Below are 25,225 nucleotides of genomic sequence, written 5' to 3' on the forward strand. Positions count from 1 at the left end.
ACGCTCTGATACTCCTTGTTGAATACAAGGGGAGTCAAGCTGCTCAGATAGCCGCCGGACGCTAGACCGTGCGGTAAGAAGCGCTTATTGGACGTAGACGTGTTCGGAGCCGCGTTATGTGACCGCTATGACCGGCCTGATCCAATGCGCCCGTCGAAAACAAATGCCACGTTGTCGCTGACGGTTAAATCTGCCATCGCAGGATGGAGAACGTTGATCAGATAGTTCCAAGCGTACGGCACAACAACCGATGGCACCCGTAGAAGCGACTTGTCGCCAGCATCGAGCCATGCCTGCCCGACATCGATGGGATCGTTCGGCACATGCGCAACACGCTCGACGTCGCCTCCCGGCACGTCGAGCACGATCAGCCGATGCGCGAGCCGCGCACTCGCCAAGTCGATGCCGCCATGAACGAGCTTCTCGAAACCCGCGAGCGCGGGATGCTCCGCTGTGTAGATCGCCGGATACCCCACAGGCGCAACCGTCCGCCGTAGAGTTCAGCGCCCTTTCCGCTTAGATCCTCGTCATAGCGTTGCAGTGCGACGCGATATAACCGCATCAAGCATCAACGCCGTAAATCATCCGGCCCAGCAACTGTTCGACCCACTCGGTACCGCTTTCCGTATCCATCAGGGTGACCGGGGCTTCGTCTTCGAATACCGGATTCGGGATATTAAGCCAATGCATCGCGCGATCGCGGTCGCCGAAAGCCTCCTCTGCAAGCGCGATGATCTTGGCCGCGCGCAGCACAACCTCAGAAACCCGCTTTGATAGTCGCTTCGATTTGCTCTTGCCAGCCGAAATCAGCGTCGTGCGTGGTACGACCTAATCGAACAGCCGGTTCGGCACGCCGCTATGCTCACGCGCGTACTGGGCACTGGCCACAGGCAGTCCTTCACGAATAACGCTTCTGACCTTGGCCGGGTCGCCCAGCTCGCGAGCAGACAACTGGACGAATCGTGCACCGCCCAGCAGGGCGAGCGTGCGTTCGCTACGACTCATCTCTACGTTCACGCTCATGGCGATTACATCGGTGTCGCGATCGTCATTATATTCCGACGATCTCAACATTGCGGAGCAATCCAATACCGCTACTTATTCCGACGCCAGCACCATGGGTATGAGCATGTTAATCAACACGCCGGGAAACGCGTCATCGTACTGTCCGATCAGAACATCAACGGCGTCATCGTTGGCCGGCGCGAAGAAGGTCGGTTCGTCAATGGTTTCAAGGACTGCACTCACGGTGGTTGCTTTAGCTGTTGAGGTTCAGCTCAAAGCTAAAAGGGGTCGGCATTTCTGCAAGACAAAAAAACGCCGGCCGGGCTACCGGTCGGCGTTCTCTCGAACTCAGGGGAATTGCACTAGATCTTGTAAATCTCGACATTCTGGAAATAACGATAGGTGTCGTGGTCACGCCGAGGATTTACCGTGCCCGCGACCTCCACCAAGCAACCATCATCGAGCACGTAACAATCGCTGGCCTTTCGATCCAGCGGATCGAGAAGGCCTTTGGCACGCAGATCACCCGCCACACGGTTCTCGCGCAGCAGCTTAGAAAACTCTGCGTAGGTCAGCTTCTGAATGCGCGCGAAGATTCGTTTGTCACGCCTGACCACCAGCCACGCCAAAGCTATGGTCGGCACATTTGTGGCCAAGGGAAGGAAGAACGATCGAATATGGAACCCCGGCACCACGGACAGCTCGAAAATCAAAACTGCATCGAGAAAAAGAGCGATCGGGATACACAATATGAGAAGCAGCTTTAGTGGTATACCGATGCGCCGTGCCCGCTTTAGCTGTTTGTAGGTGATCGTCTTATCCATGGTCGTTGCCTCGGTGTTGTTATCGTTCTCGTTTGATTTAACGCGCGCCTCTGGTCTGGCCGAGCGTGATGTAGACGGGCGCATGGTCTGAAACGGTTTTACGCGCGGTTTCGTGGGTGATGTTCAGCCAACTCGGAAAATCCGCAATCCCGCTGCCTGCGATATCGAGCCGCCCAGGCCGCACCCAGATGTTGTCGTAGAGATTTGCGAAGCGATTGTCGTGTGACGACAGGGTTGTGGCGCCATGGGTAATCAACGGGCGTGCATTTTGACCGAGTGCTCGCCAAGCCGGCTCATCCGGCGTCATGTTGAAATCGCCCGCGAGCACAGCCGGCGCATCGAAGCTCTCCTCGAGCCACTGCCAGTAATCGGCAAGCGCCCGAATTTCTGGTGTGCGATCGGCTTTGCCGTCGCCGTAAAGGATATGAACGCTGGCGTAGACGAATCGCTGGCCGTCATCGCGATCGGCGAACAGCGCCGAAAACGGCTCACGCGCGAACACATCGCCGGGGTCGAGATAGACGACTGCCCCACCCTCGAACGAGACTTCGGCATCGCGCCAGATGAACGCATAGGCCTCCTTGTATGAGCCACGCCCGATCGTGTCGCTGGCGAGGCTGCTCCACCCCTCGTTCGTCACGGACTCCAGACGCTGCTCTAGCCGCTTGATCACCTGTGGCTTCATCACCTCCTGAACGGCGATTAGATCGAACCGGCTGAGCACCTCGGCCACCGCCGCCTCGTTTTTCTCGTTGTCCCAACCCAGGTGCCTAACATTCCAACTCGCAACGCTCAGGCTGGCCTGTGCCGAGCCAGCCACGAATGCAAGAACGAGAAAAACCGAGGCCAATATCCTAGCGCGCATACTTCCTGTCTCCCTGAAAACAGGCGCCACTATAGATCGCGTCGATCCCTGCACAAGCAGCGAGAAGATGTTGTTTTTGGTGCTTTATCGACTACTTGGACAACTCAAACATGAGGGACTCCGGAACCAGCGCCATCTATATCCGGGTGGCTTATGTCGGTATGGCTCACCTGCGGCCGCGGTAGAGCGCCTGTGAGTTTACGGTTCGGGGAAACAAGAACCGGTATGAGTTGATCTTCGACGGACCCAGTCGCGCCCTCGGTGCAGGCAACTGCATTGTCGATATCGAACGGTGCGAACGAACGCCGCTTCCAATTCGAGAGCAAGAAAGAAGAAGCCGCTGCTTCAATTTCGCGACAGCTAGCCGAGTTCACCCCGATGGGACAAGTCCACTAACTCGGCTGCAGACAAGGCTGTCTCGCTTGTCATACCCTATTTTGCCCTGGCGTGCGCGGTCGTTATCTAAGGAACTAAAGTTGCTTGTGGAATCAACGCTTCGCTCTAGCGTTGACGATACGACCTATCAGGAAACCAAGCCCATGATCTCTCGCCACACCTTCGGTATTACAGCCGCGCTCGCAGTGACCGCCTTGTCGGGCTGCGCCACGGCGCCGCCAACTATGCACGACACCGACCCCGACCACTCACAAGCGTGGAATCTCACGCGTGCGGCCGGCTACGAAACCCTCGAAGACGTAGAACACGAAAAGGTCGAGCAACAGATCGACACGAACGGCGCGAGCCTGGGCGGCACGCTGGCGGCCGGCGGGCTGGGCTTTCTGAGTAACCCCAATGGTCTTTCTCTCGGCGGCAACGTCGGCATGAACATGCTCACGAACCTGCTTCTGGGCGGCGACGTGCCCAAGGCGGGAGGCACGAACATCGTTGCCTGGATTCCGAAAAGCGAAGCTGCCACCAGCGATGAAGCAATCGTTCAGGCGAAAAGCCGCATGACGACGCTGGCCCGCGCGGGCATGGAAGCCATGCAGATGCCCACTCCCTACCATTGGGAGCGGATCAGGCAAACCGACCCGCAAAAAGCCTCCTATGACGCGCTAATTGGATACATCGGCGGCGGCGAATGCGAAACATCGTCCTACATCTGCGAAGTGAGCTTCAGCATCCCCATGCTCGGGAAGGCCTCGCAACAGATCAATGATGCAGTTGCACCGGCCGTGCTCGGCGGCTATCCAGCGTGGCGCGTTGAATTCGGCGTGAGCTACTACTTCCGCGACACCGCAGGCTGGACGGCTACTAAAGAGCCACACCTGCCAATGCTTCGCTTGCTCAACGGCATGAGCACAGAATTGCCGCGCAATTACTTCATCTATATCGCGCCGAACCGCATGCCATTCCAGAAGAACGAGTCCGAGTACGCCCTGTTCCCGGCCCCGATGGTTCTCCACGAGGGCCAGGCGCTGTACTTCATCGAACCAGCACCGGGCGCCTAGTCCGCTCTCATGCGCAGATTGCGCTATATAACGAAGGGAAAAGCCCAGTGAATAAGAAAATAATCGGCCTCAAGGTCGGGTTCGCTACTGCGATCTGCTGAGCGTTAAGCGTGCCGGCTTTAGCGGCCACGGGTTCGACTGGCCTTAATCGGAGCGCGAGCTCGGATGAGGTCTACGAGTATGCGATCGGACGTACTGAAATTATCGCGTGCTCGGGCCAGCGCTACCACGGTATCAAAATCCAGCTGCAACGTGGCATGGCTGACTTGCTACGACGATTTACCGTTGATCACGTCGGCGACATGGTTCAGTTTCGCATCGGCCAGTTCACCACCGATCCAGCACGACTCGACAGGTCGATTCGAAACGGCGTACTGGAGGTCCCTACTCCGGCTGGGCCGCTGCGAACCTCGACTTCTGCCTGAATCGGCGCTCTACCGGCCGGTTCGGTCTTCGCTATTGATCTTGAGGCCGAGCGGACGTGAAGAAAGTTTGCTCGGCCCGCTTCCTTCACGTCTTAACCCCGTACCAGCGTATGCCAATCCCATCGTCGATTTTGAGCGCGAGCGACTACCAAGCCATGCGAAATGCCCACCGGGAAAGCCTGGCCGCCTGGGCGAAATACTCCTGGGGCATGTTCTTCGGGGCCACCCTTATGGCCATATTGTTGAACGAATGGAGCACGCAGGATCGTTTCGGGGCCACGATCCCGCTCGACGGTTCGGGTTATTGCACCGTACTCGCTGCGGTGCTTCTCGCAGCGTATTACCTGCGACGGAGATTCTTGGAAAAGTATCTCAGCGCGGCTCTCGACACCTATCTACGACAGCTCCCTGCGGCTGAGCGCGAACAGGAGCGGCGCCGCGCCTATCGCGGATAGCGTCACGACCGGACCTTACACTCGCTCGATTATCGCCGCCTCATCGTTGCTCGGTTTATTCACGAGTGTTGAGATCGGCCAGCTCTCGTAGGATCGAACCACCCCGTCTTCGAGAATTCCATGCAGATCCTCGACTGAAGCATCGGCCGGCGCATCGACCCAAGCGCGTGCTGCGTCGTTGGTCAGGGCCAGCGGCTGGCGACTATGAATATGAGCGATATCGTCGTGCGGTTTGCCGGTTAGGATCGTGAACGTCACAGCACCAGCGAGCTTGTGATCCGAAGGCAGCCCCTTCGCCTGCGTCCATAGTCCGGCAAAGAAGAACGGTTCGCCGTCCCCAGGTCGAATCAACCAGGGTTGTTTGCCCCCTTCCTCGCGTTTCTGCCACTCGATCCAGTAGTCGGCTGCACAAAGCAGCCGGCGCTTTTGAAAGGCGTTGGAGAAAGGCTGCTTGCTTGCAACCGTCTCGCTGCGCGCGTTGATCGGAGCAAACTTTTCGTCTTTTGCGCCACTCGGAATCAAGCCCCACCACGCCGAACCCATCTTGAGGCTGTTGTCGCGTGGCGTGCGTAGTGCGCACGCCCGCATGCCACCTGGCGGCAGGTTATACCCTGGTACGTCGGCTACATCTTCGGGCGAGGCCGCCTCGATCAGTTTCGCAAAATGCGCTGCCGAGGTCGTTCGGCCGTAGCGTCCACACATAGCAATAGCACGCGATCAGCGTCGTTCCAGAACCCTGAGTTTAATCTACCGCACCAGAGCTGTTGCGCGTGTAGGGGTCGGCTCCAGGCGGAGCCCTTTAATTTTGGAGCTCGCCATGCAGGACGATACGCAGCCGATCGCGACGAGCCTCCTCCGCTTGAGTCGCCTCTCACGAGAGTCGCCTGCCCAAGACTAAGTTTCGAGATCGCATATAGGAAAAGTAGTCGATATCGGCGTTTTGCGCGTCTTGTCGATCACATGCCTCGTTGTAAGTTGGTCTCATCGGCAGTGTGCCGTGACGATCACTTCCGAGGACCTCATGACTTTGTACCCACAGCCTCTCTTGAGCGATGAAGATCTCGCCGAACTGACGGGATACGAGCCGAATCAGATCCAAAGACAAATGCGATGGCTTAAGGAAAACGGCGTTGCATTCACACTGCGTCGTGACGGCCGCCCGCGTACGACCTGGGGTGCGTACGAGCGTGCCATGGCGAGCGCTGGATCGGCTTCGAGCGAGCCAAACTTTGATGCGCTGCGTGCACGCGCGACGAAACATCAAGCCCGCGGTTAAGTAAGCGAGATGGGACGTCGTAGACAGCGCGACCTCGGCCTGCCGAAACGAGTCTATATCCGAGGCCCGAGCTACTATTTTGTTGATACGAGCGGGAACTGGAATCGACTTACGCGAGTGGCTGACGGCGAGGCGGCCATGTTGCGCGATCTCGCGGCGTTGAAAGAGACAACAACCGCCGAGCCAGGTATGCGAGAGGTCTTTCGCCGTTACCGTACAGATGTGCTCCCTAAGAAAGCAGCAAGCACGGCTAAAACCCAAGGGCGACAACTCGAACAGCTCGAAACTATATTCGGCGCCATGGAGCCACCTTCGATAAAGCCGCATCACGTAGCACAGTTCCACGATATCCGCGGCCGTGATCGAGCAGTATCCGCTAACCGTGAACTCGCTCTGTTTTCCCACGTTATGAGGTATGCGATTCGCATCGGAAAATTGCCGTCAGGTGTTAACCCCTGCTCTACGATTCAACGGCACAAAGAAGAGGCTCGAGATCGCTATATCGAGCATGAGGAGTACAACGCAGTCTGGCAGCGCGCTAGCGCCCAAATGCGGGTTCTCATGGATCTGGCCTATCTCACCGGGCAGCGCCAAGCTGATCTCGTCGGCCTAAAACGATCGCAGCTTCGAGCAGACGGTATCCACTTTCGGCAGCAAAAGAGCGTCACGCGAGGCAAAGTGGCGCGCAAGCTCATCATCGAATACTCAGACCAGCTCAGGAGCGTGCTGAGCGCGGCCGGGGAACTCACTGAAGGCCCCAGCCTATACGTGATCTGCAAAAGCGATGGTCAGAGATATACCTCCGCCGGTGTGCAGACTGCGTGGCAACGCCTGATGGAAGACTCTATGCGCGCAGGCGTGATATCGGAGCGATTCACGTTCCACGATATCAGGGCAAAGGCGGGTTCAGACGACGGCGACGGACGCCTGCTAGGCCACATGAGCGAGGCGACTAGGCGTCGGATATACCGTCGGAAGCCGGAAAAATTCCGACCTGTTTACTAGGTTATTTTAGAATTCTTCTAAAATAACGAGCGAAGCATGCATTATGCACACTCGCAAGTACCTGAAAAAATGGTGGGCCGTGCAGGATTCGAACCTGCGACCAATTGATTAAAAGTCAACTGCTCTACCAACTGAGCTAACGGCCCGCTGTTGCGGCGCGCATCATACCCGATTCGCGCGTGAAAATCAGCGCTTTATTCGCGATAGATTGTCGGGTCTGCGAACCCGGCATCGGCGAAGCCGTCTGCACGTAGTCGGCACGCGTCGCAAACCCCACAGGCACGGCCCTCGGCGTCGGCCTGATAGCAGGAAACGGTCCGGGCGTAATCCACTTCGAGCGACGTACCGAGACTTACGATTTCGCCCTTGCTCAGGTGCATGAGCGGCGTGGAAATCTGTACGCGCTCGCCTGTTTCGACCGCCGCTTTGGTCGCGAAGCCTGCAAGTTTCTGGAACGCGTCGATGAACTCGGGCCGGCAATCGGGGTAGCCGGAGTAATCGACCGCATTCACCCCGATATAGATCGCCTCGGCCCCAAGTACTTCCGCCCAGCCCAGCGCAACTGAAAGAAACACCGTGTTTCGTGCCGGGACGTAGGTAGAAGGAATACCCTCGCTCGGTGATTCCGGCACGTCGATGCCGTCGTCAGTCAGCGCGGACCCACCCATGCCGTCGAAATCGAGCCGAACACATTTATGGTCTGCGATCCATTCGTTCTCCGCGACATGTCGCCGAGCCGCCTCAAGCTCTGCCGTGTGTCGCTGGCCATAGTCGAAGCTCAGCGCATAACAGACATAACCGTCTGCCTTCGCCTTCGCCAGACAGGTCGTGGAGTCCAGGCCGCCGGAAAACAGCACGACGGCGCGCCGTTGATGGTTCATATCAGACATGATGGACTTTCGTTAGCGACCGGGTTCGTCGCCCCAGAGTTGCTTGTGCAGCTGAAGCTGCAGACGCACCGGCAAACGATCGGCGACGATCCATTCCCCTAGTGCGCGGGCATCGACTTGCCCGAAGCTCGGCGAGAACCAGACTTCGCAACCGTTTGGCAGGGACAATTCCGCAAGCCGATCCCGTGACCATTCGTAATCCGCGCGCGAGCAGATGACGAACTTGATCTGGTCGTGGTCGGTGAGTGCGTCGATGTTGCCCCAGAGATTACGGGCGCTTTCACCCGAGTCAGGGGTCTTTATATCGACAACGCGCGACGCGCGGGTGTCGACGGGCCGAATATCCAACGCGCCCGCGGTTTCAACGCTCACCGCGTAGCCGGCATCGCAGAGCCGACGAATCAGCATCGCTGCGTTCGGCTGAGCCAGCGGCTCGCCCCCGGTGACGCATACATGGCGCGCACCGAGACGGTCCACTTCGGCGACTATTTCGTCGAGGGTATGCCACTCACCACCGGAAAACGCATAGGCGGTATCGCAGTAATGGCAGCGCAAGGGGCAGCCGGTCAGGCGCACGAACGTGCAGACCGCACCCGCTTCGCGGGCCTCGCCCTGCAGTGAACAGAAGATCTCCGTCAGGCGCAGCGCGTTGACGCGCTCCTGCCAGCGGCTCTCAGTAATGCCTTCGGATTGAGGCCGTTCCCCGGCCTCGATAACGGTCGGCAATGCTATCCGTCCAGGCCCTGAAGACGCTTGCGGGCCATTTCGGCCACGCTGCTGTCGGGATATTGGTCGACAACCCGCTTGAGGGTGCCATAAGCGTTATCGACTTCGCCGCGCTCGTCCTGGATTACGCCAATCTTGTAGAGCGAACCCGGCACCTTGTCACTGGCGCGGAAACGATTCACGACGGTCTGGAAAGCTTCCAGCGAGGCGTCGTAATTACGCTTGACGTAGTTGGCTTCACCGAGCCAGTACCAGGCGTTGTCGGTAAAGCTGCTTTCGGGGTTCTGCTGAAGAAAGCCCTTGAAAGCGCCAATGGCGGCGTCGTAATTGCCATTCTTCAACTGATCGAAGGCTGCCGAGTACTGTTTCTCGACCTCCGGATCCTGGGAGTTGGCGTAGTCGTCGTTCTGCTGAGTCGACGATCCGTCGCGCATGCCGGCACCGCCGGGCGTGCCGCCGCCGTTCTCGAGCGCGTTCAAACGCTTGTCGAGATTCTCGTAGAGATCACGCTGACCCTGCTCGTTCTGACGCAGCTTGTATTGCAGCGTATCGACCTGCCCCTGCAGGTCACGCACTTCAGACTGAAGTCGCTGAATATCCTGAAACAGGGAAAACAGGTTGGGCCCGCCGCTGTTGTTCTGAGCGAGCATGACCGGCTGGTCGTTGGCGCTTGCCGGAGCAGCCGACGCCGGCCGGGACTGAGTCCCGGCCGCCGTGGCCACGGCAAACGTCACGAAAGCAATAGATAAAGCGTGACGCATGACGGGTACTTACTTGGTGTAAATGAACTCGACGCGACGGTTCTGCGAATACGCCGATTCAGTCGAGCCCAGCTCGGCCGGACGCTCTTCGCCGAAGGACAGCGTGGAGAGCTGGCTGGCGCTGGCGCCGGAGAGCACGATCGCCTGCTGCACGGATTCCGCACGACGCTCGCCCAGGGCGACGTTGTACTCACGCGTGCCGCGCTCGTCAGTGTGGCCTTCCATACGCAGCTTCACGTTCGGGTGCTCGCTCAGGTAACGGCCGTGGGCCTGGATCGCCTGAGAGAAGCGCGACGGGATCGCACTCTGATCGAGATCGAAATAGATGATGCGGGTCGACAGCGGGTTGTTCGGGTCGGTGAACATGCTGCGGTCGGCCGGGTCGATGCCTTCCAGACCACGAACATCGATGTCGCGACCGGAGTTCATGCCCATGCCCTGATCGCCCTGGTTGCCCATGCCGGCAGCCGGCATGTCTTCGCCATCACGCAGGTTCTTGTTGCCCCCACACGCTGCCAGCGCCACCGAAGCGGCCATCAGCAACGCCACCAGCGGCAAACGCTGGCCCTTGTTAATCGTCATGTTTTTCATCCTTGTGAAAACTCCTATGGACTGTTCGGCCAATGGCCGTTTCTTGTCTAAACACTACCTGACCGGTGTTCAATACCCCAGCGGTCCCCAAGCCGGCTCGCGGACTTCGCCACCCTGGGACAGCCGCGAACGCGTCTGTCCATCCGTGGAGACCGTGGCCAGTTCGTTATTGCGACCCTGGCGGGCGTAGATGATCGCCTGGCCATTGGGTGCGAAATCCGGGCCGTCATCGAGCGGGCCTTCGCTGACGATCCGGATATTATTGGTCTGCGTATCCATCACCGCAATACGGAAGCCGTTGCCGCTCTTCTGCACCATGGCGATCTGCTCGCCGTCCGGCGAATAGCTCGCACGCTGGTTGCTCTGGCCCTCGAAAGTCAGGCGCTCGACCTGGCTGCCGTCGCTACGCATACGATAGACCTGCGGCTTGCCGCCGCGATCCGAGGTGAAGGCGATATGGTTGCCGTCCGGCGACCAGTTGGCCTCCGTATCGATAGCGCCGTTGTTCGTGAGCTGGGTCAGCTGATTGGTGCCCAGATCGTAGCTGTAGATATCCGGGTTGCCGCGATACGACAGCGTCATCGCCAGCCGGCGACCGTCCGGAGACCAGGTCGGCGCGCCGTTGATGCCTTCGCGCGACGAGATTTCCCGGATATTGCCGGTGGCTAGATCCTGCACCCGCAGGCTGCTACGGCCGCGATTGATGTCGAACGCCACGTAAGCGATCTTCGTGCCGTCCGGCGACCACGACGGCGACATGATCGGGTCGCGCGAGGAATACACCGTGGCCGGGTTATTGCCGTCGTAGTCCGATACGATCAGGCGATAGCGCAGGCCGCCATTTTCCTTGGCCATGGTGATATAGCCGATACGCGACAGGAAGTAGCCCTTCTCGCCGACGAACTTCTCGTAGATCAGATTGGCGACCGTGTGCGCGGCGTCGCGCAGTTCGTTACGGCCGGCGTTGATCTGGAAGCTGGCGATCGAGCGACCCTGATAGACGTCGAGCAGATCGAAGGTGATCCGATAACCGCCCTGGCCGTTCGGTGCAGCCGAGCCCACCACAAGGTTATCGACCGACGAGGTGCGCCAGTTCTCGTAGTTGACCTGGTCCGCACGCGTCGGCTTCGCGACCATGTTCTGGCGCTCGAACACGTCGAACAGGCCGGTGGATTCGAGATCGTCGCTCGCGACCTGCGCCACGTCGACCGGCAATTGCCCGCCGTCGCTACCGAACGGCGCGATCGCAATCGGAATTGCGCTCTGCGAGCTGTCGGTAATATCGACCTGCAAGGCGGCCTGGGCCGGCGCTGCGGCCGTCAGCACGAATCCGACCAGGGCCGTGAAGGCGACGTATGTTCTGGCTAGAGATTTTTTCATTGATCCGGCTCGAAATTAAACTCGATTTCAGGAGAAAAGACGCTGTCCGAAGGTGCCTTCGGCAGCGGATCCGACTTGCGGATGGCCTGTTCGACCGAGCGATCGACGGCTGCGCTGCCACAGGAGCCCAGCAGGCGGAATCCCGTGACCTGTCCACCCGGGAGCTGATTTACCCGTACTTTACAGGAAATATTGCGCGCACCCGGTGGGCGTAGCCAGTTCGACTCGACACGATCCTTGATCGCCTGCACATAGGCACCCAGCGCCTGAGAATTTGCGGCATTCTGGCGACCTGCAGCCTCGCGTTGCATGGCCTCGCGCATGGCGGATTCGCGGGCCGATTGTTCAGCGGCTGCACGGCGCTGAGCTTCCTCACGGGCCTTGCGCGCGGCTTCTTCGCGGGCTTTCTTCTCGGCTTCCGCCTTGCGCTGCGCTTCCGCCTTGGCCTTGCGTTCGGCCTCAGCCTTCGCTTTCCGAGCAGCCTCAGCCTTGGCCTCGCGCTCGGCTTCCGCCTTCTTGCGCGCCGCTTCCGCTTCGGCTTTAGCTTCGGCCTCGGCTTTACGCTTGGCTTCGGCCGCAGCTTTTTCGCGCGCAGCCTGCTCTTGTGCCTTGCGTTCTGCTTCAGCCTTGGCTTTTCGCTGCGCCTCGGCTTTCGCTTGGCGCTCGGCTTCAGCCTTCTTCTCGGCCTGTGCCTCGGCCTTGCGTCGGGCTTCGGCTTCAGCCTGCTTTTCGGCCTCGGCTTTCTCGCGCACTGCTTCGGCCTTGGCTGCCTCTTCGGCCTGTGCCTTTTCGCGGGCGGCCTGTTCCGCGGCATCTTGCTCGGCGGCTTTCTCAGCGGCCTTGTCAGGCTCGGGCTCGGGCTTCGGTTCCGGCTCGCTCGGCGCCGGCTCGGATGCCGGCGATACGGCTTCCGGCATGGCCGGCATATCCGTATTCACCGAGTCAGGATTGACCACGGATGCCTTCACGATCTTTTGCCCGCGGTTGCCGCGTGAGGACGATTCACTCACGAAATTGACGCCCACGACCAGCAAAGCCGCAATCAACAGGTGCAACCCGAGCGCGAGCAGCACCGAACGCCAGTTGTCAGCCAGCTTTCGAAACATTCAGCGTTCGCTCTCGGTGTCGTCGATGCCGTCGGTAAGCAGGCCGACCTGTTCAGCACCGGCTCGTTGTAACAAAACCATGCCGCGCACGACGTTGCCGTAGGAGCCCGAGCCGTCGCCGCGCACTGCCACCGGCGCATCCGGGCGCGCCCGGATCACGCGACTGGCGATATCCGTGACTTGCTCCGGCGAAAGCGCGGAATCGGTGTTCTCGCCGACATTCAGGTACAGGCCGCCATCGCTCGTGACTGAGAGCACGATCGGCTCGTTCTCCTCACTGAAGTCGATTGTTTCGGCCGGCGCCTGCGGCAGCTCAACCTCGACCCCGGTCGTCAGCAACGGTGCGGTGACCATGAAGATGATCAGCAGCACCAGCATGACGTCGATATAGGGAACGACGTTGATTTCGCTCGCGAGCCGGCGTTTTCCTCGAATACCCATGTTCAGATGTCCCGTCGAAAGACTAGAGTTCCGGCGGTGTACGAACCGGTTCCGGGTTGGCGGCAGGCCGCGGCTTTTCGCTGGCAGCCTTCGGCGCGGGGCTGGCCGCGTTCATGCCGCGCTCGACGATGCCCGACATCTCTTCCATGAAGGTCTGGAACCGATTCTCGATGAAATCGACCTTGTTGCTGAAGAAGTTGTAGGCGACCACCGCGGGGATGGCTGCAAACAGGCCCATCGCGGTGGCGATCAGCGCTTCGGCAATGCCCGGCGCGACCATGGACAGGCTCGCCTGCTTGACGTTACCTAAAGCGATGAACGCGCTCATGATGCCCCAGACGGTGCCGAACAGGCCCACGTAAGGGCTGATCGAGCCGACCGTTGCCAGCATTGCGAGGCCGCGTTCGAGGCGCTCGAGTTCGCGCGACAGCGCGACGCGCATGGCCCGCTGAACCGAAGGCACGGTTTCCTGCGGGGTGGCGACACCGGCAGTGCGCTGACGCTTGAGTTCTTCATAACCGCCGCGAAAGATCGACGGCATGCCACGGCTGGTATCGGCCTGCTGCTGCGTTTCGGCGTAGATATCCTTGAGATTGCCGCCCGACCAGAAGCGGTCCTCGAACCACTCCATGTCGTTCTGCGTCTGGCGCAGCATACGACGCTTGGAAAAGATCACGATCCAGGAGCCAACGGACGCCAGCAGCAACGCGAGCATGACGAGCTTGACCAGCAGGCTCGCCTGCATGACCAACCCCCACAGGGACATGTCGGTCGCAACGTTCATTCCATCTCCTTTTGAGAAAAATCGGGCAGCGCGCAAGGCCGGAAGTCGCGGATTCTGACACACGCAACCGTGAATAGTGCCTTAATGAGCAGGCAATTTTCGCAGTGAATCTCTTGCTCGAAGACAATTCGTGCGCGCCGGTGTTCCGTGACCCAGGTGGTGACATCGATCGTGTCATCCAGGCGAGCCGGTGATTTGAACTTGAGCTGGGCATCCGCGAGCGTGAATGCGACACCGTGATCCGCGGCCAGCGCCCGGTGACTATGGCCCTGGGCCTCCAGCCATAGGGTTCGCGCGCGTTCCAGATATTTGAGGTAGTTGGCGTGATAAACCACGCCGCTTGCGTCTGTGTCCTCGTAGAACACCCGTAGCTGGTAAGAGAGCTTTGGGTGCTCGACCGCTGTCTCAGCCATCGATTTCGTCGTCCTCGAACATATCCTGAGCTGGCGTCGCGCGCCCAGCCGGCTGCGGCAACCCGAAATGGCGATAGGTCGCCGACGTGGCCAGTCGTCCGCGCGGCGTGCGCATCATGAAGCCCTGCTGGATCAGATACGGTTCGATCACGTCCTCGATGGTCTCGCGCGCCTCACCAATGGCCGCGGCCAGGCTCTCGACGCCGACGGGGCCGCCCTCGAATTTTTCGACCAGCGCGCCGAGCAGCTTGCGATCCATGATGTCGAAGCCGTTATCGTCGACCTTGAGCATGTCCATGGCCTGTTGGGCCACCGCTTCGCTGACCCGCCCGTCGGCCCGCACTTCGGCATAGTCACGCACGCGGCGCAGCAGACGGTTCGCCACACGAGGCGTGCCACGCGCCCGTCGGGCAATCTCGTTGGCGCCGGCCGCGACGATCTCGACACCAAGAATCTGCGCCGACCGATCGACGATCCGCGCCAGGTCCGTGTGCGAATAGAATTCCAGACGCTGGGCAATACCGAAACGATCGCGCAGCGGCGATGTGAGCGCGCCGGCGCGCGTGGTTGCGCCGACCAGCGTGAACGGCGGCAGATCGAGCTTGATCGACCGCGCGGCGGGGCCTTCACCGATCACGATATCGATCTGGTAATCCTCAAGCGCGGGATAGAGCACTTCCTCGACCACCGGCGACAGACGATGGATCTCGTCAATGAAAAGCACGTCGTTGGGTTCGAGGTTGGTCAGCAGCGCGGCGAGATCGCCCGGGCGCTCCAACACGGGCCCCGACGTCTGGCGAAACCCCACCTGCATCTCGTTGGCGATGACGTGCGCCATCGTGGTCTTGCCGAGCCCGGGCGGGCCGAAGATCAACACATGGTCGAGTGCCTCGCCACGAGCGCGCGCGGCGCTGACGAAAATTTCCATCTGCTCGCACACGCTTGCCTGGCCGATATATTCCGCCAGCCCGCGCGGACGCAGTGCGCGGTCGAAACGCCCTTCATCCCCTTGCGCGGCGCCGCCAATCAGGCGTTCCTGATCTTCCATGGTCAACGTACCGCCCGGCGTAGCGCTTCGCGGATCAACGTTTCGCTATCCATGCCGTCGGCGTCGATACCGCCGAGCAGGCGCTCCGACTCGGCCGGCTTGTAGCCCAGCGACATGAGCGCCTGACGTGCGACGGCCTTGGCATCGCCCCCGCCACTGGCGCCTGCAGGCGCGCCGGGTGCCAGCGCCGGCGCAATGCTACTGCCCGAAAGCTTGTCGCGCATTTCCACCAGCAACCGCGCGGCGGTCTTCTTGCCGACGCCGGGCAGACCGGTGAGACGCGTCGCGTCGTCGGCCTCGATGGTAGCCACGAAATCGGCCACGCTCATGCCCGAGAGCACGGTGAGCGCGAGCTTCGCGCCCACGCCGGAAACCTTGATCAATTCGCGAAACAGGCTGCGCTCGTCGTTGGTCGCGAAACCGTAGAGCAGCATCGCGTCTTCACGCACCACCATCTGGGTCAACAGCGTGACTTCGCCATCGCTGCGGCTGGCCTGGCCAAGCGTGAAGAATGTCGACAGCGGCGCTTCGACTTCATAACCCACGCCGCCCACGTCGATGACCAACCGGGGTGGCTGTTTCTCGATAATGCGCCCGCGCAATTGGCCGATCATGCCCGCCGTCCTGTTGTGGTCGCCGCGACGCGCATACGCGACGCCGTGCGTTCGTGATGGATATGACAGATGGCAACGCCCGCGGCATCCGCGGCGTCCGCCTGTAGCGCGCCCTGAACGCCCAGCAACACTTTCACCATATGTTGGATCTGCGTCTTGTCGGCGTGGCCGCGGCCAACGATCGCCTGTTTGATCTGAGTGGGCGTGTATTCCGACACCGGAATGCCCCGTGAGGCTGCCGAGCAGATCGCCGCGCCCCGCGCCTGCCCCAGTTTGAGCGCACTTGCCGCGTTGCGCGAGACGAATACGTTCTCGATGGCCATCTGCTCGGGCCGATGCGTCTCGATCACCTCGCTCAAGCGCTGGAAGATGAGTCCCAGTCGAGTCGGAAAATCGGTGCGCGGCAGTCGAATGCAATCAATCTCGATCGCCCGCGGTTGCGCGCCGGCTTCGACGACTGCATAGCCGGTGATGGTGGAACCGGGATCGATCCCGAGTATCACCGCCATGCTAGGCCGGCGCGCCGGATAGCGTCTCTTCGTCGAGTTCGACGTTGCTGTAGACGTTCTGCACGTCGTCAAGATCTTCGAGCGCGTCGAGGAGCTTGAGACAGCTCTGGGCGTCTTCGCCCTGCAGATCCACGGTGGTCGCCGGGCGCATGGTGACGTCGGCAGCGTCGGGCTCGAAGCCCGCGGTCTCTACGGCGGCCTTGACGGTGTTGTAGTCGTCGGGGGACGTGAGCACGTCGAAGGAGCCGTCTTCGTATTCGACCAGGTCCTCGGCGCCGGCGTCGAGGGCCGGGGCAAGCACGTCCTCGTCGTCGTTGTCCGGGCCGTAGGTCAGCACACCCTTGCGATCGAACAGATAGGCGACCGAACCGGCAGCGCCGAGATTGCCACCATTGCGATCGAAGGTATAGCGAACTTCGGAGACCGTGCGATTCTTGTTGTCGGTCATGCAGTCGACCATGATCGCGACGCCGTTCGGGCCATAGCCTTCGTAACGGATCTCTTCGTAGTTGTCGCCCTGGCCGTCCCCGGTGCCGCGCTTTACAGCGCGCTCGATGTTGTCCTTGGGCATGTTGGCGGCGAGCGCCTTGTCCCAGGCCAGCCGCAGACGCGGGTTGTCGTTCGGGTCGCCCCCGCCCATGCGTGCTGCGACCGTGATCTCGCGGATCAGCTTGGTGAAAATCTTACCGCGCTTCTTGTCCTGGGCGTTCTTGCGGTGCTGGATGTTCGCCCATTTACTATGGCCTGCCATGATGCCTCGTGGTTGCGCTGCAAACCTTGCAGGGATTCTAACAGCCGGATCGATTGATCCGGGATGGATCGCGTTGCGGGAACGCGCTCAGATCTCGATCTGGATACCCAGTTCGACGACGCGATCCGGCGGAATACGGTAATAAGACGTTGCCCGGGTCGCGTTGAGCGCCATGAACGCAAACATGTGCTCGCGCCAGACCATCATGCCCGGCACTTCGCTGGTCGGAATCAACGATTCCCGGCCGACATAGAACGTGGCCTCGTCGACCTCCACGTCGAGCCCGAACTCACTGGCAAAACGCAGCGCCACCGGGACGTTGTTCGCCTGCATGAAGCCGTAGTAGACCTGCATGCGATGCACGCCCTTGCCGAGATCCTCCAGCTTGAGCCGGTCGGCCGCCGGCACCCGGGGCACGTCGAGGGTGTGCACGGTAAGCAGTATGACCTGCCTGTGCAGCACGCGATTGTGGCGCAAGTGATGCAGGAGCATCGGCGGCGTCTTGGTGCCGGAGTCGGTCATGAACACGGCTGTGCCGTCGATACGGGTGGCGTCGTCATCGATCGACTCGATGAAGTCCTCGAGCGGCTCGGTATCGCCCTTGAGGTGGCGCCCCACCAGTTCGCGACCACGCCGCCAGGTGCCCATGATGAAGAAGATCACGCCGGCCACGAGCAACGGATACCAGCCGCCGTCCGGCACCTTGAACAGATTGGCACCTAGGAAAGCCAGGTCGACGATCAGCAACAGCACCGCGATAACGCCGGCAAAGCGCGGGAACCAGTCCCAGCGATAAGCCACGAAGAACGCGAGAATCGTGGTGATGACCATGTCCATCGATACCGCCACACCATAGGCCGCCGCCAGGTTGCTCGAGGAACGAAAGCCCAGCACGAGCCCGATGGTTGCGATCATCAGGATCCAGTTCATGAACGGGATATAGACCTGGCCGTAGGATTCGTGCGAGGTCTGAACGATATTCAGCCGCGGCAGCTGGCCGAGTTGTACGGCCTGACGGGTCAGCGAGAACACGCCGGAAATCACCGCCTGAGAGGCGATGACCGTGGCCAGCGTCGCCAGCCCCACTACCGGATACAGCGCCCAACCGGGCGCCATCTGATAGAACGGCTGGGTGATGTCCGGATTCTCCAGCATCATCGCGCCCTGGCCGAAATAGTTCAGCACCAGCGCGGGCAGCACCAGAAAGAACCAGGCCAGACGGATCGGCGCGAGGCCGAAATGCCCCATATCGGCATACAGCGCTTCGCCGCCGGTGACGACGAGGAATACCGTGCCGAGCACGAGAAAACCGGCCATCCCGTTGGATTGGAAGAACCCGAAGGCATGCACCGGATTCAATGCCGCGAACACCCCTGGGTGCTGAATGATCCCGTTGATGCCCAAGAGGCCGAGCACCACGAACCACGTCAGCATGACCGGGCCGAACAAGGAGCCCACCGCCGCGGTACCGCGTTTCTGAATGAGGAACAGGCCGATCAGGATCGCGATGGTGATCGGCACGACATAAGGCTTGAACGCCGGGGTGGCGACTTCCAGCCCTTCTATCGCGCTGAGGACCGAGATCGCGGGCGTGATGGTGCCGTCGCCGTACAGTAGTGCTGCGCCGAACAGGCCCAGCAGCATGAGCAGATAACGACGGCTTTTTTTCTCGGTTTTCCAGGGGTTGAGCAAGGCGACGAGGGCGATGATGCCGCCCTCGCCGTTGTTGCTCGCCCGCATGACCACGGCCAGGTACTTGATCGAGATCACGATGATCAGCGACCAGAACAGAAGCGATAACACGCCGAATATGTTTTCGGGCGCTACGCCGATTCCGCCGTGGGCGAAGAAGGCCTCACGCAGAGCATAGATCGGGCTGGTGCCGATATCGCCATAGACGATACCGAGGGCGGCAAGACAGAGGAACGGCAAGGACTGCCCCTCGCCGTGATCCTCCGACTGCGATCCACTATCGGAACCGCGTCCGCCGCCGTTCTTGTTGCCCGCGCCGTTCTTGCTGCCCTTGGCTAGAGACCTGTCCTCTTCGTCCGCGGGCATCCGCGCCTACTTCTTGCTTCGCTTCGGCGGGAAGTGAATGGGACGACCGTCGACCGCCAGAGCGGTCTCGTGCACGGTCTCGCCCAGGGTCGGGTGACCATGGATGATGCGCGCGATGTCTTCGCTGGACGCCTTGTATTCCATTGCGACCACCATCTCCTGCACGAGCTCGGACACATACGGACCGATCATGTGCACGCCGAGAATTTCGTCGGTCTTGGCATCGGCGATCATCTTGATGAAGCCGCCCTGCTGGCCGAGCGCCTTGGCACGACCATTGGCCGCGAACGGCACCTGGCCGACCCGGTAGTCGGTACCCGCAGATTTAACCTGCGCTTCGCTCTTGCCGACCCAGGCCATCTCGGGATGGGTATAGACGACCGACGGGATGACGTCGTAGTTGAGATGCGGCTTCTGGCCAGCCAGGATCTCGGCGACAGCCACGCCCTCTTCCATGCCCTTGTGGGCCAGCATCGGATTGCTGACCACGTCGCCGACGGCATAGACGCCCGGCAGGCTGGTACGGAACTGGTCGTTGACGTCGATGAAGCCCTTGTCGTCGAGTTCGACGCGCGCGCCCTTGGCACACAGATCCTTCGTGTGCGGCCGGCGGCCGACGGCAACGATCAGGCGGTCGAAAGTCACGCTGTGCGATTCGTCGCCCTGCGTGTACTTGACCTCTACGCCCTTCTTCGTCGCCTTGGCTTCGGTGACGCGGGCACCGAGCTGAATATCCAGCCCCTGCTTCTTGAACGACTTGAGGCCTTCCTTGGCCACATCGCGATCTGCGATCGGCATGAAGTCATCGACGGCTTCGAGCAGCGTGACGTCGCTGCCCAAGCGCGACCAGACGCTGCCCAGTTCCACGCCGATATAACCGGCGCCGATGACGCCGAGCTTCTTCGGCACTTCATCGAGCTCCAGCGCGCCCCAGGAGTCCACGATGCGATCACCGTCGAACTTCGCGATATCGAGTTCGACCGGCTCCGAGCCGGCTGCGATCACGATGTTCTCGGCCTGCAGGGTTTCTTCCTTGCCGTCGTGACCGACGAACAGCACTTCGCCGGAGTCGACGACCTGACCGCGGCCAGCGTACGACTTCACGCCGTTGGCCTTGAACAGGCTGCCAATACCACCGGTCAACTGCGAAACCACGCCGGCCTTGCGCTTCTGCATCTGTGCCAGGTCGAGTTCCACACCACTGGTCTTGATGCCATGATCGGCGAATTCGGAATTGGCGCGGTCATACAGCTCGCTGGATTCCAGCAAAGCCTTGGACGGGATGCACCCGGCGTTCAGACAGGTGCCACCCAAGGAGGGCTTGTCGTTCAGATCCAGCCACTTGTCGATACAGGCGACGTTCATGCCCAGCTGTGCGGCGCGAATGGCGGCGACGTAGCCTGCAGGGCCACCGCCGATGACGACGACGTCGAATTTGTTGCTCATGCTCTTCCTTGAAATAACGTGTAGCGGTCGCGGCGAGCGGCTCTAGACCTGCAGCAGCAGGCGTGCCGGATCTTCGATCAATTCCTTGATCGTGCGCAGGAACAGCACCGCGTCGCGACCGTCGATAAGGCGATGATCGTAGGACAGCGCAAGCATCATCATCGGGCGTGCCACGATCTCGCCATCGACCACCACCGGGCGTTCCTTGGTGGCGTGCATGCCGAGAATAGCCGCCTGTGGCGGGTTGATGATCGGGGTCGACAGATAAGAGCCGAACACGCCGCCATTGGTGATCGTGAAGGTGCCGCCGGTCATCTCGTCCATCGTGACCTTGCCTTCCTGGGCACGCTTGCCGAGGTCACGAATCGTGGACTCGACCTGGGCATAGGACTGCTGGTCCGCGTCACGCAGCACCGGCACGAGCAGGCCACGCGGCGAGGACACGGCCACGCCGATGTCGTAGAAACCGTGATAGACAATATCGCCTTCGTCGATCGAGGCATTGACGATCGGGAAGCGCTTGAGCGCTTCGACCGCTGCCTTGACGAAGAACGACATGAAGCCGAGACGGACATCGTGATCCTTCTCGAACTTGTCCTTGTACTGGTTGCGCAGATCCATGACCTGCTGCATGTCGACCTCGTTGAAGGTCGTCAGCATGGCCGTGTTCTGGCTGGCATCCAGCAGGCGCTCGGCAATGCGCTGGCGGATGCGCGTCATCGGCACACGCTGCTCGGTGCGCTCGGTCGGCGCCTCGCCCAGTGCCTGACGGTCGGCCTGCTCGGAGACTGCCTGCGCTTCACGCTCGGACTTGGTGTCGTCTTCGCGTTTGGCTGCGGGCTTGTCGTCGCTCTTGCTGCTGCTCTTGTTGTCGATGGCGTCTTGCACGTCCGCCTTGGTAATGCGGCCGTCCTTGCCCGAACCGTCGACGTCGCGCGCGGCGATATCGTTTTCGTCCATCAGCTTCTTGGCTGCGGGACTGGCAACGGGTTCTTCGCTATCGGCATCGTCGGATTCGTCAGACTTGTCGTCCTCCGACTTCGACTCGGCCTTGTCCTCTTTCTTCTCGGTCTTGTCCGAGTCGTCGCCGTCATCGCTGTCGTCATCGCCGCTACCGGCGCCATCGCCTTCTTCGACGATCGCCAGCACGTCGCCGGCCTTGACCGTGTCACCGGCCTGGACCTTAATTTCAGCGAGTACACCTGCGGAGGTCGACGGAACTTCAAGCACGACCTTGTCGGTTTCGAGATCGACGATATTCTCGTCGCGACCGACCTTGTCGCCCTTGTTCTTCTGCCATTCACCCACAGTGGCTTCACTGACGGATTCCGGAAGCTCCGGGACTTTGACTTCTGTGGCCATGCTTGTCGTTCCTAACTTGTCGAGATCTTGGAGTACGCAGACGTGGTATTACGTCTTCGCGTCACTTCTTCTTTGAACGGGGTTTGCGGGTCTGGGCCTTGCCCTTGTCGACGAGACGTTCGCCGCCGGCAAGTCCCGCCTCGATAACGGCCTCTTGCTGCTTCACATGCAGCTTGTGATAACCGACCGCCGTGGTGGCCGCACCCGGACGGGTTGCATAAAGCAGTTCGTGGCGATCGGCGAGCGGCACCTGCAGGCGATGCTTGATCTGGTACCAGGCGCCCTGGTTTTCCGGCTCTTCCTGACACCAGACGACTTCGTCGGCGTTCTTGTAACGATCCAGCACCGCGGCATAGTCGTTGGCCGGGAACGGATAGAGCTGCTCGATACGCACCAGCGCCACGTTGTCGAGCTCGCGCTCCTCGCGTGCCTGGTAGAGATCGTAGTAGACCTTGCCACTGCAGAAGACGACACGCTCGATCGCGTCGTCGTCGATCCTGTCCGGCTCGTCGATGATGAAATTGAACTGGCCTTCCGCCAGGTCTTCCAACGTCGACGTGGACAGGCGATGACGCAACAGGCTCTTGGGCGTGAGCACGACCAGCGGCATACGCAGGTCGCGAACCATCTGCTGACGCAGCAGGTGGAACCACTGGGCCGGCGTGGAAGGTACGCACACGAGCATGTGGCGTTCCGCACACAGCTGCAGGAAGCGCTCGAGGCGTGCCGAGGAATGCTCCGGGCCCTGGCCTTCGTAGCCGTGGGGCAGGAACATCACCAGCCCGCAGAGCCGGCCCCATTTGGCCTGGCCACTGGAAATGAACTGATCGATGATGACCTGGGCGCCGTTCACGAAATCACCGAACTGCGCCTCCCAGATCGTCAGCGTCGACGGGTCCGCGGTGGAGTAACCGTACTCGAAACCAAGAACACCGGCTTCCGAAAGCAGCGTGTCATTGACGGTATAGACCGCATTGTCGCGACCGACATGGCGCAGCGGGATGAACTCTTCGCCGTCCTTCTGGTTGTACAGCACCGAATGCCGATGGAAGAACGTGCCGCGACCGGAATCCTGGCCCGACAGGCGTACGTTGAATCCGTCATCGAGCAGGCTGGCATAGGCCATATGCTCGGCAAACCCCCAATCGATACGCGACGCGCCCGCGGCCATCTTGGCGCGGTCGTCGATGATGCGCTGAGCGCGCTTGTGCAACTCAAAGCTTTCCGGGAGCTCGTGCAGCTTGGAGGAAAGACGCTGAAGCGTTTCGACCGGGACCGACGTGTCGACGATATTCGACCAATGGTCGCGGCTATAACGTGCCCAGTCGACCGTGTGCTCGTTGCCGACCAGGCCGAGCGTCGTGCGCGAGATGTTCTTGCCTTCGTCGAGGCCATCGCGATAGGCCTGCGACAGCTTCTCGGCCTCGTCGTCTTCGATCACGCCTTCGGAGACCAGCTTGCCCGCATACAGTTTGCGGGTGGTCTCCATCTGCTTGACCTTCTGGTACATCATCGGCTGCGTCACCGCCGGCTCATCGGCCTCGTTATGACCGTGGCGGCGATAGCAGATCATGTCGATGATCACGTCCTTGCCGAAGGTCTCGCGATAATCCATCGCCAGACGGGTGACGAATACCACCGCCTCGGGGTCGTCACCGTTGACGTGGAATACCGGCGCTTCGAGCATCTTGGCGATGTCCGTGCAGTACTGCGATGTGCGCGACACCTCGCCCTGCTTGGCCGTGATCGGATTCTGCATCGTGAAACCAAGCTGGTTGTTCACGATCACGTGCAACGTGCCGCCCGTGGAATAACCATGCGCCTGCGACAACTGCAGGGTTTCCATCACGATGCCCTGACCCGCAAACGACGCATCGCCGTGAATCAGCACCGGCAGGATCGTATCGCCGTCGTCATCGTGACGGCGCTCCTGGCGCGCCTTCACCGAACCCTGAACCACCGGGTTCACCGCTTCCAGATGCGACGGGTTGAAGGCGAGCACCAAGTGCACGCGCTCGTCTTCGATTTCGATATCCGTCGAGAAGCCGAGGTGATATTTCACGTCACCCGACATTTCGAGATCGTCGAGGTCGTAATCACCCTCGAACTCGGCAAACAATTCCTGCGGCGACTTGCCGAGGATATTCACCAGCACGTTGAGGCGGCCGCGATGCGCCATGCCGATCACGATCTCGTCGACGTGGCTGCGCGCTGCCGAGCGCACGACTTCGTCGAGTGCCGGAATCATGCTGTCGGCGCCCTCGAGCGAGAAACGCTTCTGGCCGACATACTTGGTATGCAGGTAGCGCTCGATGCCTTCCGCAGCGGTGAGCTGGCGCAGCACTTCGCGCTTTTCCTTCTCGTTGAGACGCTGCTCGTCGATACTCGCTTCCAGGCGACGCTGGATCCAGCGTTTCTGGCGTGTATCGGTGATGTACATGTACTCGGTGCCAACGGTACCCGTGTACACGCGCTTGCAGACGTCGATGATGTCGCGCAGCGGCAACTCATCGGCCTGGGTAAACAGCGAGCCGGTGTTGAACACCGTATCCATGTCGGCTTCGCCGAGGCCATGGAACGCCGGATCGAGATCCGGTACCGCCGGTGCCTGGTACAGGCCCAGCGGGTCGAGATTTGCGGCCTGGTGGCCACGCATCCGGTAGTAGTTGATCAGGCGCAGCACGCCGGCCTGCTTCTGTGCCGCTTGCTGCGACATGCTGGCGCGAGGCCGGGCACCCTGGCCAGCCGAAGCCTGAGTATCGACAAAGGAGTCGCGAATCGGGCTATGCGGAATATCTTCCGCGCCATCACCATTCAGACTCTTGAAATACTCGCGCCAGCTGGGCTCGACTGAATCCGGATCTTTTAAGTACTGCTCGTAATAGGATTCGACGTAGGCTGCGTTACCGCCGAAAAGCGGCGAATTGGAGATGAACTTGTCGTTAAGTTCGCTTTTCATAAAGTAGGCTCGTGGCCGCGTGAGGCGCCGGAATCGCCTCGTTCAAACCGTGCCGCTACAGCGCCTGCCGGTTGGCGCCC

28 protein-coding genes and 1 tRNA gene are annotated in these 25,225 nt (G+C 60.7%); 4 read left to right on the forward strand and 25 right to left on the reverse strand.

Going from position 1 to position 25,225, the window contains the following annotated elements; genetic code table 11:
* Positions 1-125: 125 nt before the first annotated feature.
* From SADO_RS13620 to SADO_RS13645, 6 genes are all read right to left on the reverse strand, one after another.
* Positions 126-476 carry an RES family NAD+ phosphorylase gene (locus SADO_RS13620; protein WP_353112307.1) on the reverse strand — a complete coding sequence of 117 codons (351 nt, stop codon included), beginning with the start codon at positions 474-476 and terminating at the stop codon, positions 126-128.
* 85 nt (positions 477-561) lie between these two features.
* Positions 562-753, reverse strand: a complete 192-nt coding sequence (locus SADO_RS13625; protein ID WP_353112309.1) for an antitoxin Xre/MbcA/ParS toxin-binding domain-containing protein — start codon at positions 751-753, stop codon at positions 562-564.
* Between the two features lie 75 nt (positions 754-828).
* The gene (locus SADO_RS13630) at positions 829-1,023 is read right to left on the reverse strand and encodes a hypothetical protein (protein WP_353112311.1); all 195 of its coding nucleotides are present in this window, start codon (positions 1,021-1,023) and stop codon (positions 829-831) included.
* Between the two features lie 75 nt (positions 1,024-1,098).
* Positions 1,099-1,248 carry a hypothetical protein gene (locus SADO_RS13635; protein ID WP_353112313.1) on the reverse strand — a complete coding sequence of 50 codons (150 nt, stop codon included), beginning with the start codon at positions 1,246-1,248 and terminating at the stop codon, positions 1,099-1,101.
* Between the two features lie 119 nt (positions 1,249-1,367).
* Positions 1,368-1,829 carry a hypothetical protein gene (locus SADO_RS13640; protein WP_353112315.1) on the reverse strand — a complete coding sequence of 154 codons (462 nt, stop codon included), beginning with the start codon at positions 1,827-1,829 and terminating at the stop codon, positions 1,368-1,370.
* Positions 1,830-1,866: 37 nt separating this feature from the next.
* Positions 1,867-2,694, reverse strand: coding sequence for an endonuclease/exonuclease/phosphatase family protein (locus SADO_RS13645; RefSeq protein WP_353112317.1), 828 nt, complete (start codon positions 2,692-2,694; stop codon positions 1,867-1,869).
* A gap of 539 nt (positions 2,695-3,233) precedes the next feature.
* Here SADO_RS13645 and SADO_RS13650 point away from each other — a divergent pair.
* Both SADO_RS13650 and SADO_RS13655 read left to right on the forward strand, forming a co-directional pair.
* The gene (locus SADO_RS13650) at positions 3,234-4,145 is read left to right on the forward strand and encodes a hypothetical protein (protein WP_353112319.1); all 912 of its coding nucleotides are present in this window, start codon (positions 3,234-3,236) and stop codon (positions 4,143-4,145) included.
* 580 nt (positions 4,146-4,725) lie between these two features.
* On the forward strand, positions 4,726-5,025 hold the full coding sequence (locus SADO_RS13655; protein ID WP_353112321.1) for a hypothetical protein: 300 nt from the start codon (positions 4,726-4,728) through the stop codon (positions 5,023-5,025).
* Between the two features lie 15 nt (positions 5,026-5,040).
* Here the strand turns inward: SADO_RS13655 and SADO_RS13660 are convergent, their stop codons facing one another.
* Positions 5,041-5,727, reverse strand: coding sequence for an SOS response-associated peptidase (locus SADO_RS13660; protein WP_353112323.1), 687 nt, complete (start codon positions 5,725-5,727; stop codon positions 5,041-5,043).
* A gap of 319 nt (positions 5,728-6,046) precedes the next feature.
* Here SADO_RS13660 and SADO_RS13665 point away from each other — a divergent pair, with 319 nt between their 5' ends.
* Complete coding sequence (locus SADO_RS13665) at positions 6,047-6,301, forward strand: DUF4224 domain-containing protein (protein WP_353112687.1); 255 nt, start codon at positions 6,047-6,049, stop codon at positions 6,299-6,301.
* 138 nt (positions 6,302-6,439) lie between these two features.
* Positions 6,440-7,306, forward strand: a complete 867-nt coding sequence (locus SADO_RS13670; protein ID WP_353112325.1) for a tyrosine-type recombinase/integrase — start codon at positions 6,440-6,442, stop codon at positions 7,304-7,306.
* A gap of 70 nt (positions 7,307-7,376) precedes the next feature.
* Here the strand turns inward: SADO_RS13670 and SADO_RS13675 are convergent.
* The 18 genes from SADO_RS13675 to SADO_RS13760 all read right to left on the reverse strand — a co-directional run bounded on the left by SADO_RS13675 (position 7,377) and on the right by SADO_RS13760 (position 25,145).
* Positions 7,377-7,452: transfer RNA gene (locus SADO_RS13675), tRNA-Lys, on the reverse strand.
* 48 nt (positions 7,453-7,500) lie between these two features.
* Positions 7,501-8,196, reverse strand: a complete 696-nt coding sequence (queC, locus tag SADO_RS13680) for a 7-cyano-7-deazaguanine synthase QueC (RefSeq protein ID WP_353112327.1) — start codon at positions 8,194-8,196, stop codon at positions 7,501-7,503.
* Positions 8,197-8,208: 12 nt separating this feature from the next.
* Positions 8,209-8,877: a 7-carboxy-7-deazaguanine synthase QueE gene (queE, locus tag SADO_RS13685; protein ID WP_353112689.1), complete on the reverse strand. Its 669-nt coding sequence runs from the start codon at positions 8,875-8,877 to the stop codon at positions 8,209-8,211.
* Between the two features lie 47 nt (positions 8,878-8,924).
* Positions 8,925-9,683 carry a tol-pal system protein YbgF gene (ybgF, locus tag SADO_RS13690; protein WP_353112329.1) on the reverse strand — a complete coding sequence of 253 codons (759 nt, stop codon included), beginning with the start codon at positions 9,681-9,683 and terminating at the stop codon, positions 8,925-8,927.
* Between the two features lie 9 nt (positions 9,684-9,692).
* Positions 9,693-10,265: a peptidoglycan-associated lipoprotein Pal gene (gene pal, locus SADO_RS13695; RefSeq protein WP_353112331.1), complete on the reverse strand. Its 573-nt coding sequence runs from the start codon at positions 10,263-10,265 to the stop codon at positions 9,693-9,695.
* A gap of 78 nt (positions 10,266-10,343) precedes the next feature.
* Positions 10,344-11,654, reverse strand: a complete 1,311-nt coding sequence (gene tolB / locus SADO_RS13700; protein WP_353112333.1) for a Tol-Pal system beta propeller repeat protein TolB — start codon at positions 11,652-11,654, stop codon at positions 10,344-10,346.
* Positions 11,651-12,760 carry a cell envelope integrity protein TolA gene (tolA, locus tag SADO_RS13705; RefSeq protein WP_353112335.1) on the reverse strand — a complete coding sequence of 370 codons (1,110 nt, stop codon included), beginning with the start codon at positions 12,758-12,760 and terminating at the stop codon, positions 11,651-11,653. The genes tolB and tolA overlap by 4 nt, the downstream gene beginning before the upstream one ends.
* Positions 12,761-13,201 (reverse strand): protein TolR, encoded by a 441-nt coding sequence (gene tolR, locus SADO_RS13710; protein ID WP_353112337.1) that lies wholly within the window; start codon positions 13,199-13,201, stop codon positions 12,761-12,763. It lies immediately after the preceding gene.
* Between the two features lie 22 nt (positions 13,202-13,223).
* The gene (tolQ, locus tag SADO_RS13715; RefSeq protein ID WP_353112339.1) at positions 13,224-13,985 is read right to left on the reverse strand and encodes a protein TolQ; all 762 of its coding nucleotides are present in this window, start codon (positions 13,983-13,985) and stop codon (positions 13,224-13,226) included.
* On the reverse strand, positions 13,982-14,398 hold the full coding sequence (locus SADO_RS13720; RefSeq protein ID WP_353112341.1) for a YbgC/FadM family acyl-CoA thioesterase: 417 nt from the start codon (positions 14,396-14,398) through the stop codon (positions 13,982-13,984). Before SADO_RS13720 ends, tolQ begins: the two co-directional genes overlap by 4 nt.
* Entirely contained in the window at positions 14,391-15,446 is a 1,056-nt protein-coding gene (ruvB, locus tag SADO_RS13725; protein WP_353112343.1) for a Holliday junction branch migration DNA helicase RuvB, read from the reverse strand. Before ruvB ends, SADO_RS13720 begins: the two co-directional genes overlap by 8 nt.
* A 2-nt stretch (positions 15,447-15,448) precedes the next feature.
* Positions 15,449-16,060: a Holliday junction branch migration protein RuvA gene (gene ruvA, locus SADO_RS13730; RefSeq protein WP_353112345.1), complete on the reverse strand. Its 612-nt coding sequence runs from the start codon at positions 16,058-16,060 to the stop codon at positions 15,449-15,451.
* Positions 16,057-16,569 carry a crossover junction endodeoxyribonuclease RuvC gene (ruvC, locus tag SADO_RS13735; protein WP_353112347.1) on the reverse strand — a complete coding sequence of 171 codons (513 nt, stop codon included), beginning with the start codon at positions 16,567-16,569 and terminating at the stop codon, positions 16,057-16,059. Before ruvC ends, ruvA begins: the two co-directional genes overlap by 4 nt.
* A gap of 1 nt (position 16,570) precedes the next feature.
* Positions 16,571-17,320 carry a YebC/PmpR family DNA-binding transcriptional regulator gene (locus SADO_RS13740; RefSeq protein ID WP_353112349.1) on the reverse strand — a complete coding sequence of 250 codons (750 nt, stop codon included), beginning with the start codon at positions 17,318-17,320 and terminating at the stop codon, positions 16,571-16,573.
* Positions 17,321-17,407: 87 nt separating this feature from the next.
* Positions 17,408-19,378, reverse strand: coding sequence for a potassium transporter Kup (locus SADO_RS13745; protein WP_353112351.1), 1,971 nt, complete (start codon positions 19,376-19,378; stop codon positions 17,408-17,410).
* Between the two features lie 6 nt (positions 19,379-19,384).
* Positions 19,385-20,824 carry a dihydrolipoyl dehydrogenase gene (gene lpdA / locus SADO_RS13750; RefSeq protein WP_353112353.1) on the reverse strand — a complete coding sequence of 480 codons (1,440 nt, stop codon included), beginning with the start codon at positions 20,822-20,824 and terminating at the stop codon, positions 19,385-19,387.
* A 42-nt stretch (positions 20,825-20,866) separates the two neighbouring features.
* Complete coding sequence (gene odhB / locus SADO_RS13755) at positions 20,867-22,186, reverse strand: 2-oxoglutarate dehydrogenase complex dihydrolipoyllysine-residue succinyltransferase (RefSeq protein WP_353112355.1); 1,320 nt, start codon at positions 22,184-22,186, stop codon at positions 20,867-20,869.
* A 61-nt stretch (positions 22,187-22,247) separates the two neighbouring features.
* Positions 22,248-25,145: a 2-oxoglutarate dehydrogenase E1 component gene (locus SADO_RS13760; protein WP_353112357.1), complete on the reverse strand. Its 2,898-nt coding sequence runs from the start codon at positions 25,143-25,145 to the stop codon at positions 22,248-22,250.
* Positions 25,146-25,225: the final 80 nt, after the last annotated feature.

It is taken from the genome of Salinisphaera dokdonensis CL-ES53, from assembly GCF_040361215.1.
Classification (GTDB): Bacteria; Pseudomonadota; Gammaproteobacteria; order Nevskiales; family Salinisphaeraceae; genus Salinisphaera; species Salinisphaera dokdonensis.

Bases quoted from the DNA above. Each gene is read 5' to 3' on its own strand.
- SADO_RS13630 (WP_353112311.1), bottom strand. From the start codon at position 1,023: ATGAGCGTGAACGTAGAGATGAGTCGTAGCGAACGCACGCTCGCCCTG.
- SADO_RS13640 (WP_353112315.1), bottom strand. From the start codon at position 1,829: ATGGATAAGACGATCACCTACAAACAGCTAAAGCGGGCACGGCGCATC.
- SADO_RS13645 (WP_353112317.1), bottom strand. From the start codon at position 2,694: ATGCGCGCTAGGATATTGGCCTCGGTTTTTCTCGTTCTTGCATTCGTG.
- SADO_RS13650 (WP_353112319.1), top strand. From the start codon at position 3,234: ATGATCTCTCGCCACACCTTCGGTATTACAGCCGCGCTCGCAGTGACC.
- SADO_RS13655 (WP_353112321.1), top strand. From the start codon at position 4,726: ATGCGAAATGCCCACCGGGAAAGCCTGGCCGCCTGGGCGAAATACTCC.
- SADO_RS13660 (WP_353112323.1), bottom strand. From the start codon at position 5,727: ATGTGTGGACGCTACGGCCGAACGACCTCGGCAGCGCATTTTGCGAAA.
- SADO_RS13665 (WP_353112687.1), top strand. From the start codon at position 6,047: ATGACTTTGTACCCACAGCCTCTCTTGAGCGATGAAGATCTCGCCGAA.
- SADO_RS13670 (WP_353112325.1), top strand. From the start codon at position 6,440: ATGTTGCGCGATCTCGCGGCGTTGAAAGAGACAACAACCGCCGAGCCA.
- queC (WP_353112327.1), bottom strand. From the start codon at position 8,196: ATGTCTGATATGAACCATCAACGGCGCGCCGTCGTGCTGTTTTCCGGC.
- ybgF (WP_353112329.1), bottom strand. From the start codon at position 9,683: ATGCGTCACGCTTTATCTATTGCTTTCGTGACGTTTGCCGTGGCCACG.
- pal (WP_353112331.1), bottom strand. From the start codon at position 10,265: ATGACGATTAACAAGGGCCAGCGTTTGCCGCTGGTGGCGTTGCTGATG.
- tolB (WP_353112333.1), bottom strand. From the start codon at position 11,654: ATGAAAAAATCTCTAGCCAGAACATACGTCGCCTTCACGGCCCTGGTC.
- tolA (WP_353112335.1), bottom strand. From the start codon at position 12,760: ATGTTTCGAAAGCTGGCTGACAACTGGCGTTCGGTGCTGCTCGCGCTC.
- tolR (WP_353112337.1), bottom strand. From the start codon at position 13,201: ATGGGTATTCGAGGAAAACGCCGGCTCGCGAGCGAAATCAACGTCGTT.
- tolQ (WP_353112339.1), bottom strand. From the start codon at position 13,985: ATGAACGTTGCGACCGACATGTCCCTGTGGGGGTTGGTCATGCAGGCG.
- SADO_RS13720 (WP_353112341.1), bottom strand. From the start codon at position 14,398: ATGGCTGAGACAGCGGTCGAGCACCCAAAGCTCTCTTACCAGCTACGG.
- ruvB (WP_353112343.1), bottom strand. From the start codon at position 15,446: ATGGAAGATCAGGAACGCCTGATTGGCGGCGCCGCGCAAGGGGATGAA.
- ruvA (WP_353112345.1), bottom strand. From the start codon at position 16,060: ATGATCGGCCAATTGCGCGGGCGCATTATCGAGAAACAGCCACCCCGG.
- ruvC (WP_353112347.1), bottom strand. From the start codon at position 16,569: ATGGCGGTGATACTCGGGATCGATCCCGGTTCCACCATCACCGGCTAT.
- SADO_RS13740 (WP_353112349.1), bottom strand. From the start codon at position 17,320: ATGGCAGGCCATAGTAAATGGGCGAACATCCAGCACCGCAAGAACGCC.
- SADO_RS13745 (WP_353112351.1), bottom strand. From the start codon at position 19,378: ATGCCCGCGGACGAAGAGGACAGGTCTCTAGCCAAGGGCAGCAAGAAC.
- lpdA (WP_353112353.1), bottom strand. From the start codon at position 20,824: ATGAGCAACAAATTCGACGTCGTCGTCATCGGCGGTGGCCCTGCAGGC.
- odhB (WP_353112355.1), bottom strand. From the start codon at position 22,186: ATGGCCACAGAAGTCAAAGTCCCGGAGCTTCCGGAATCCGTCAGTGAA.
- SADO_RS13760 (WP_353112357.1), bottom strand. From the start codon at position 25,145: ATGAAAAGCGAACTTAACGACAAGTTCATCTCCAATTCGCCGCTTTTC.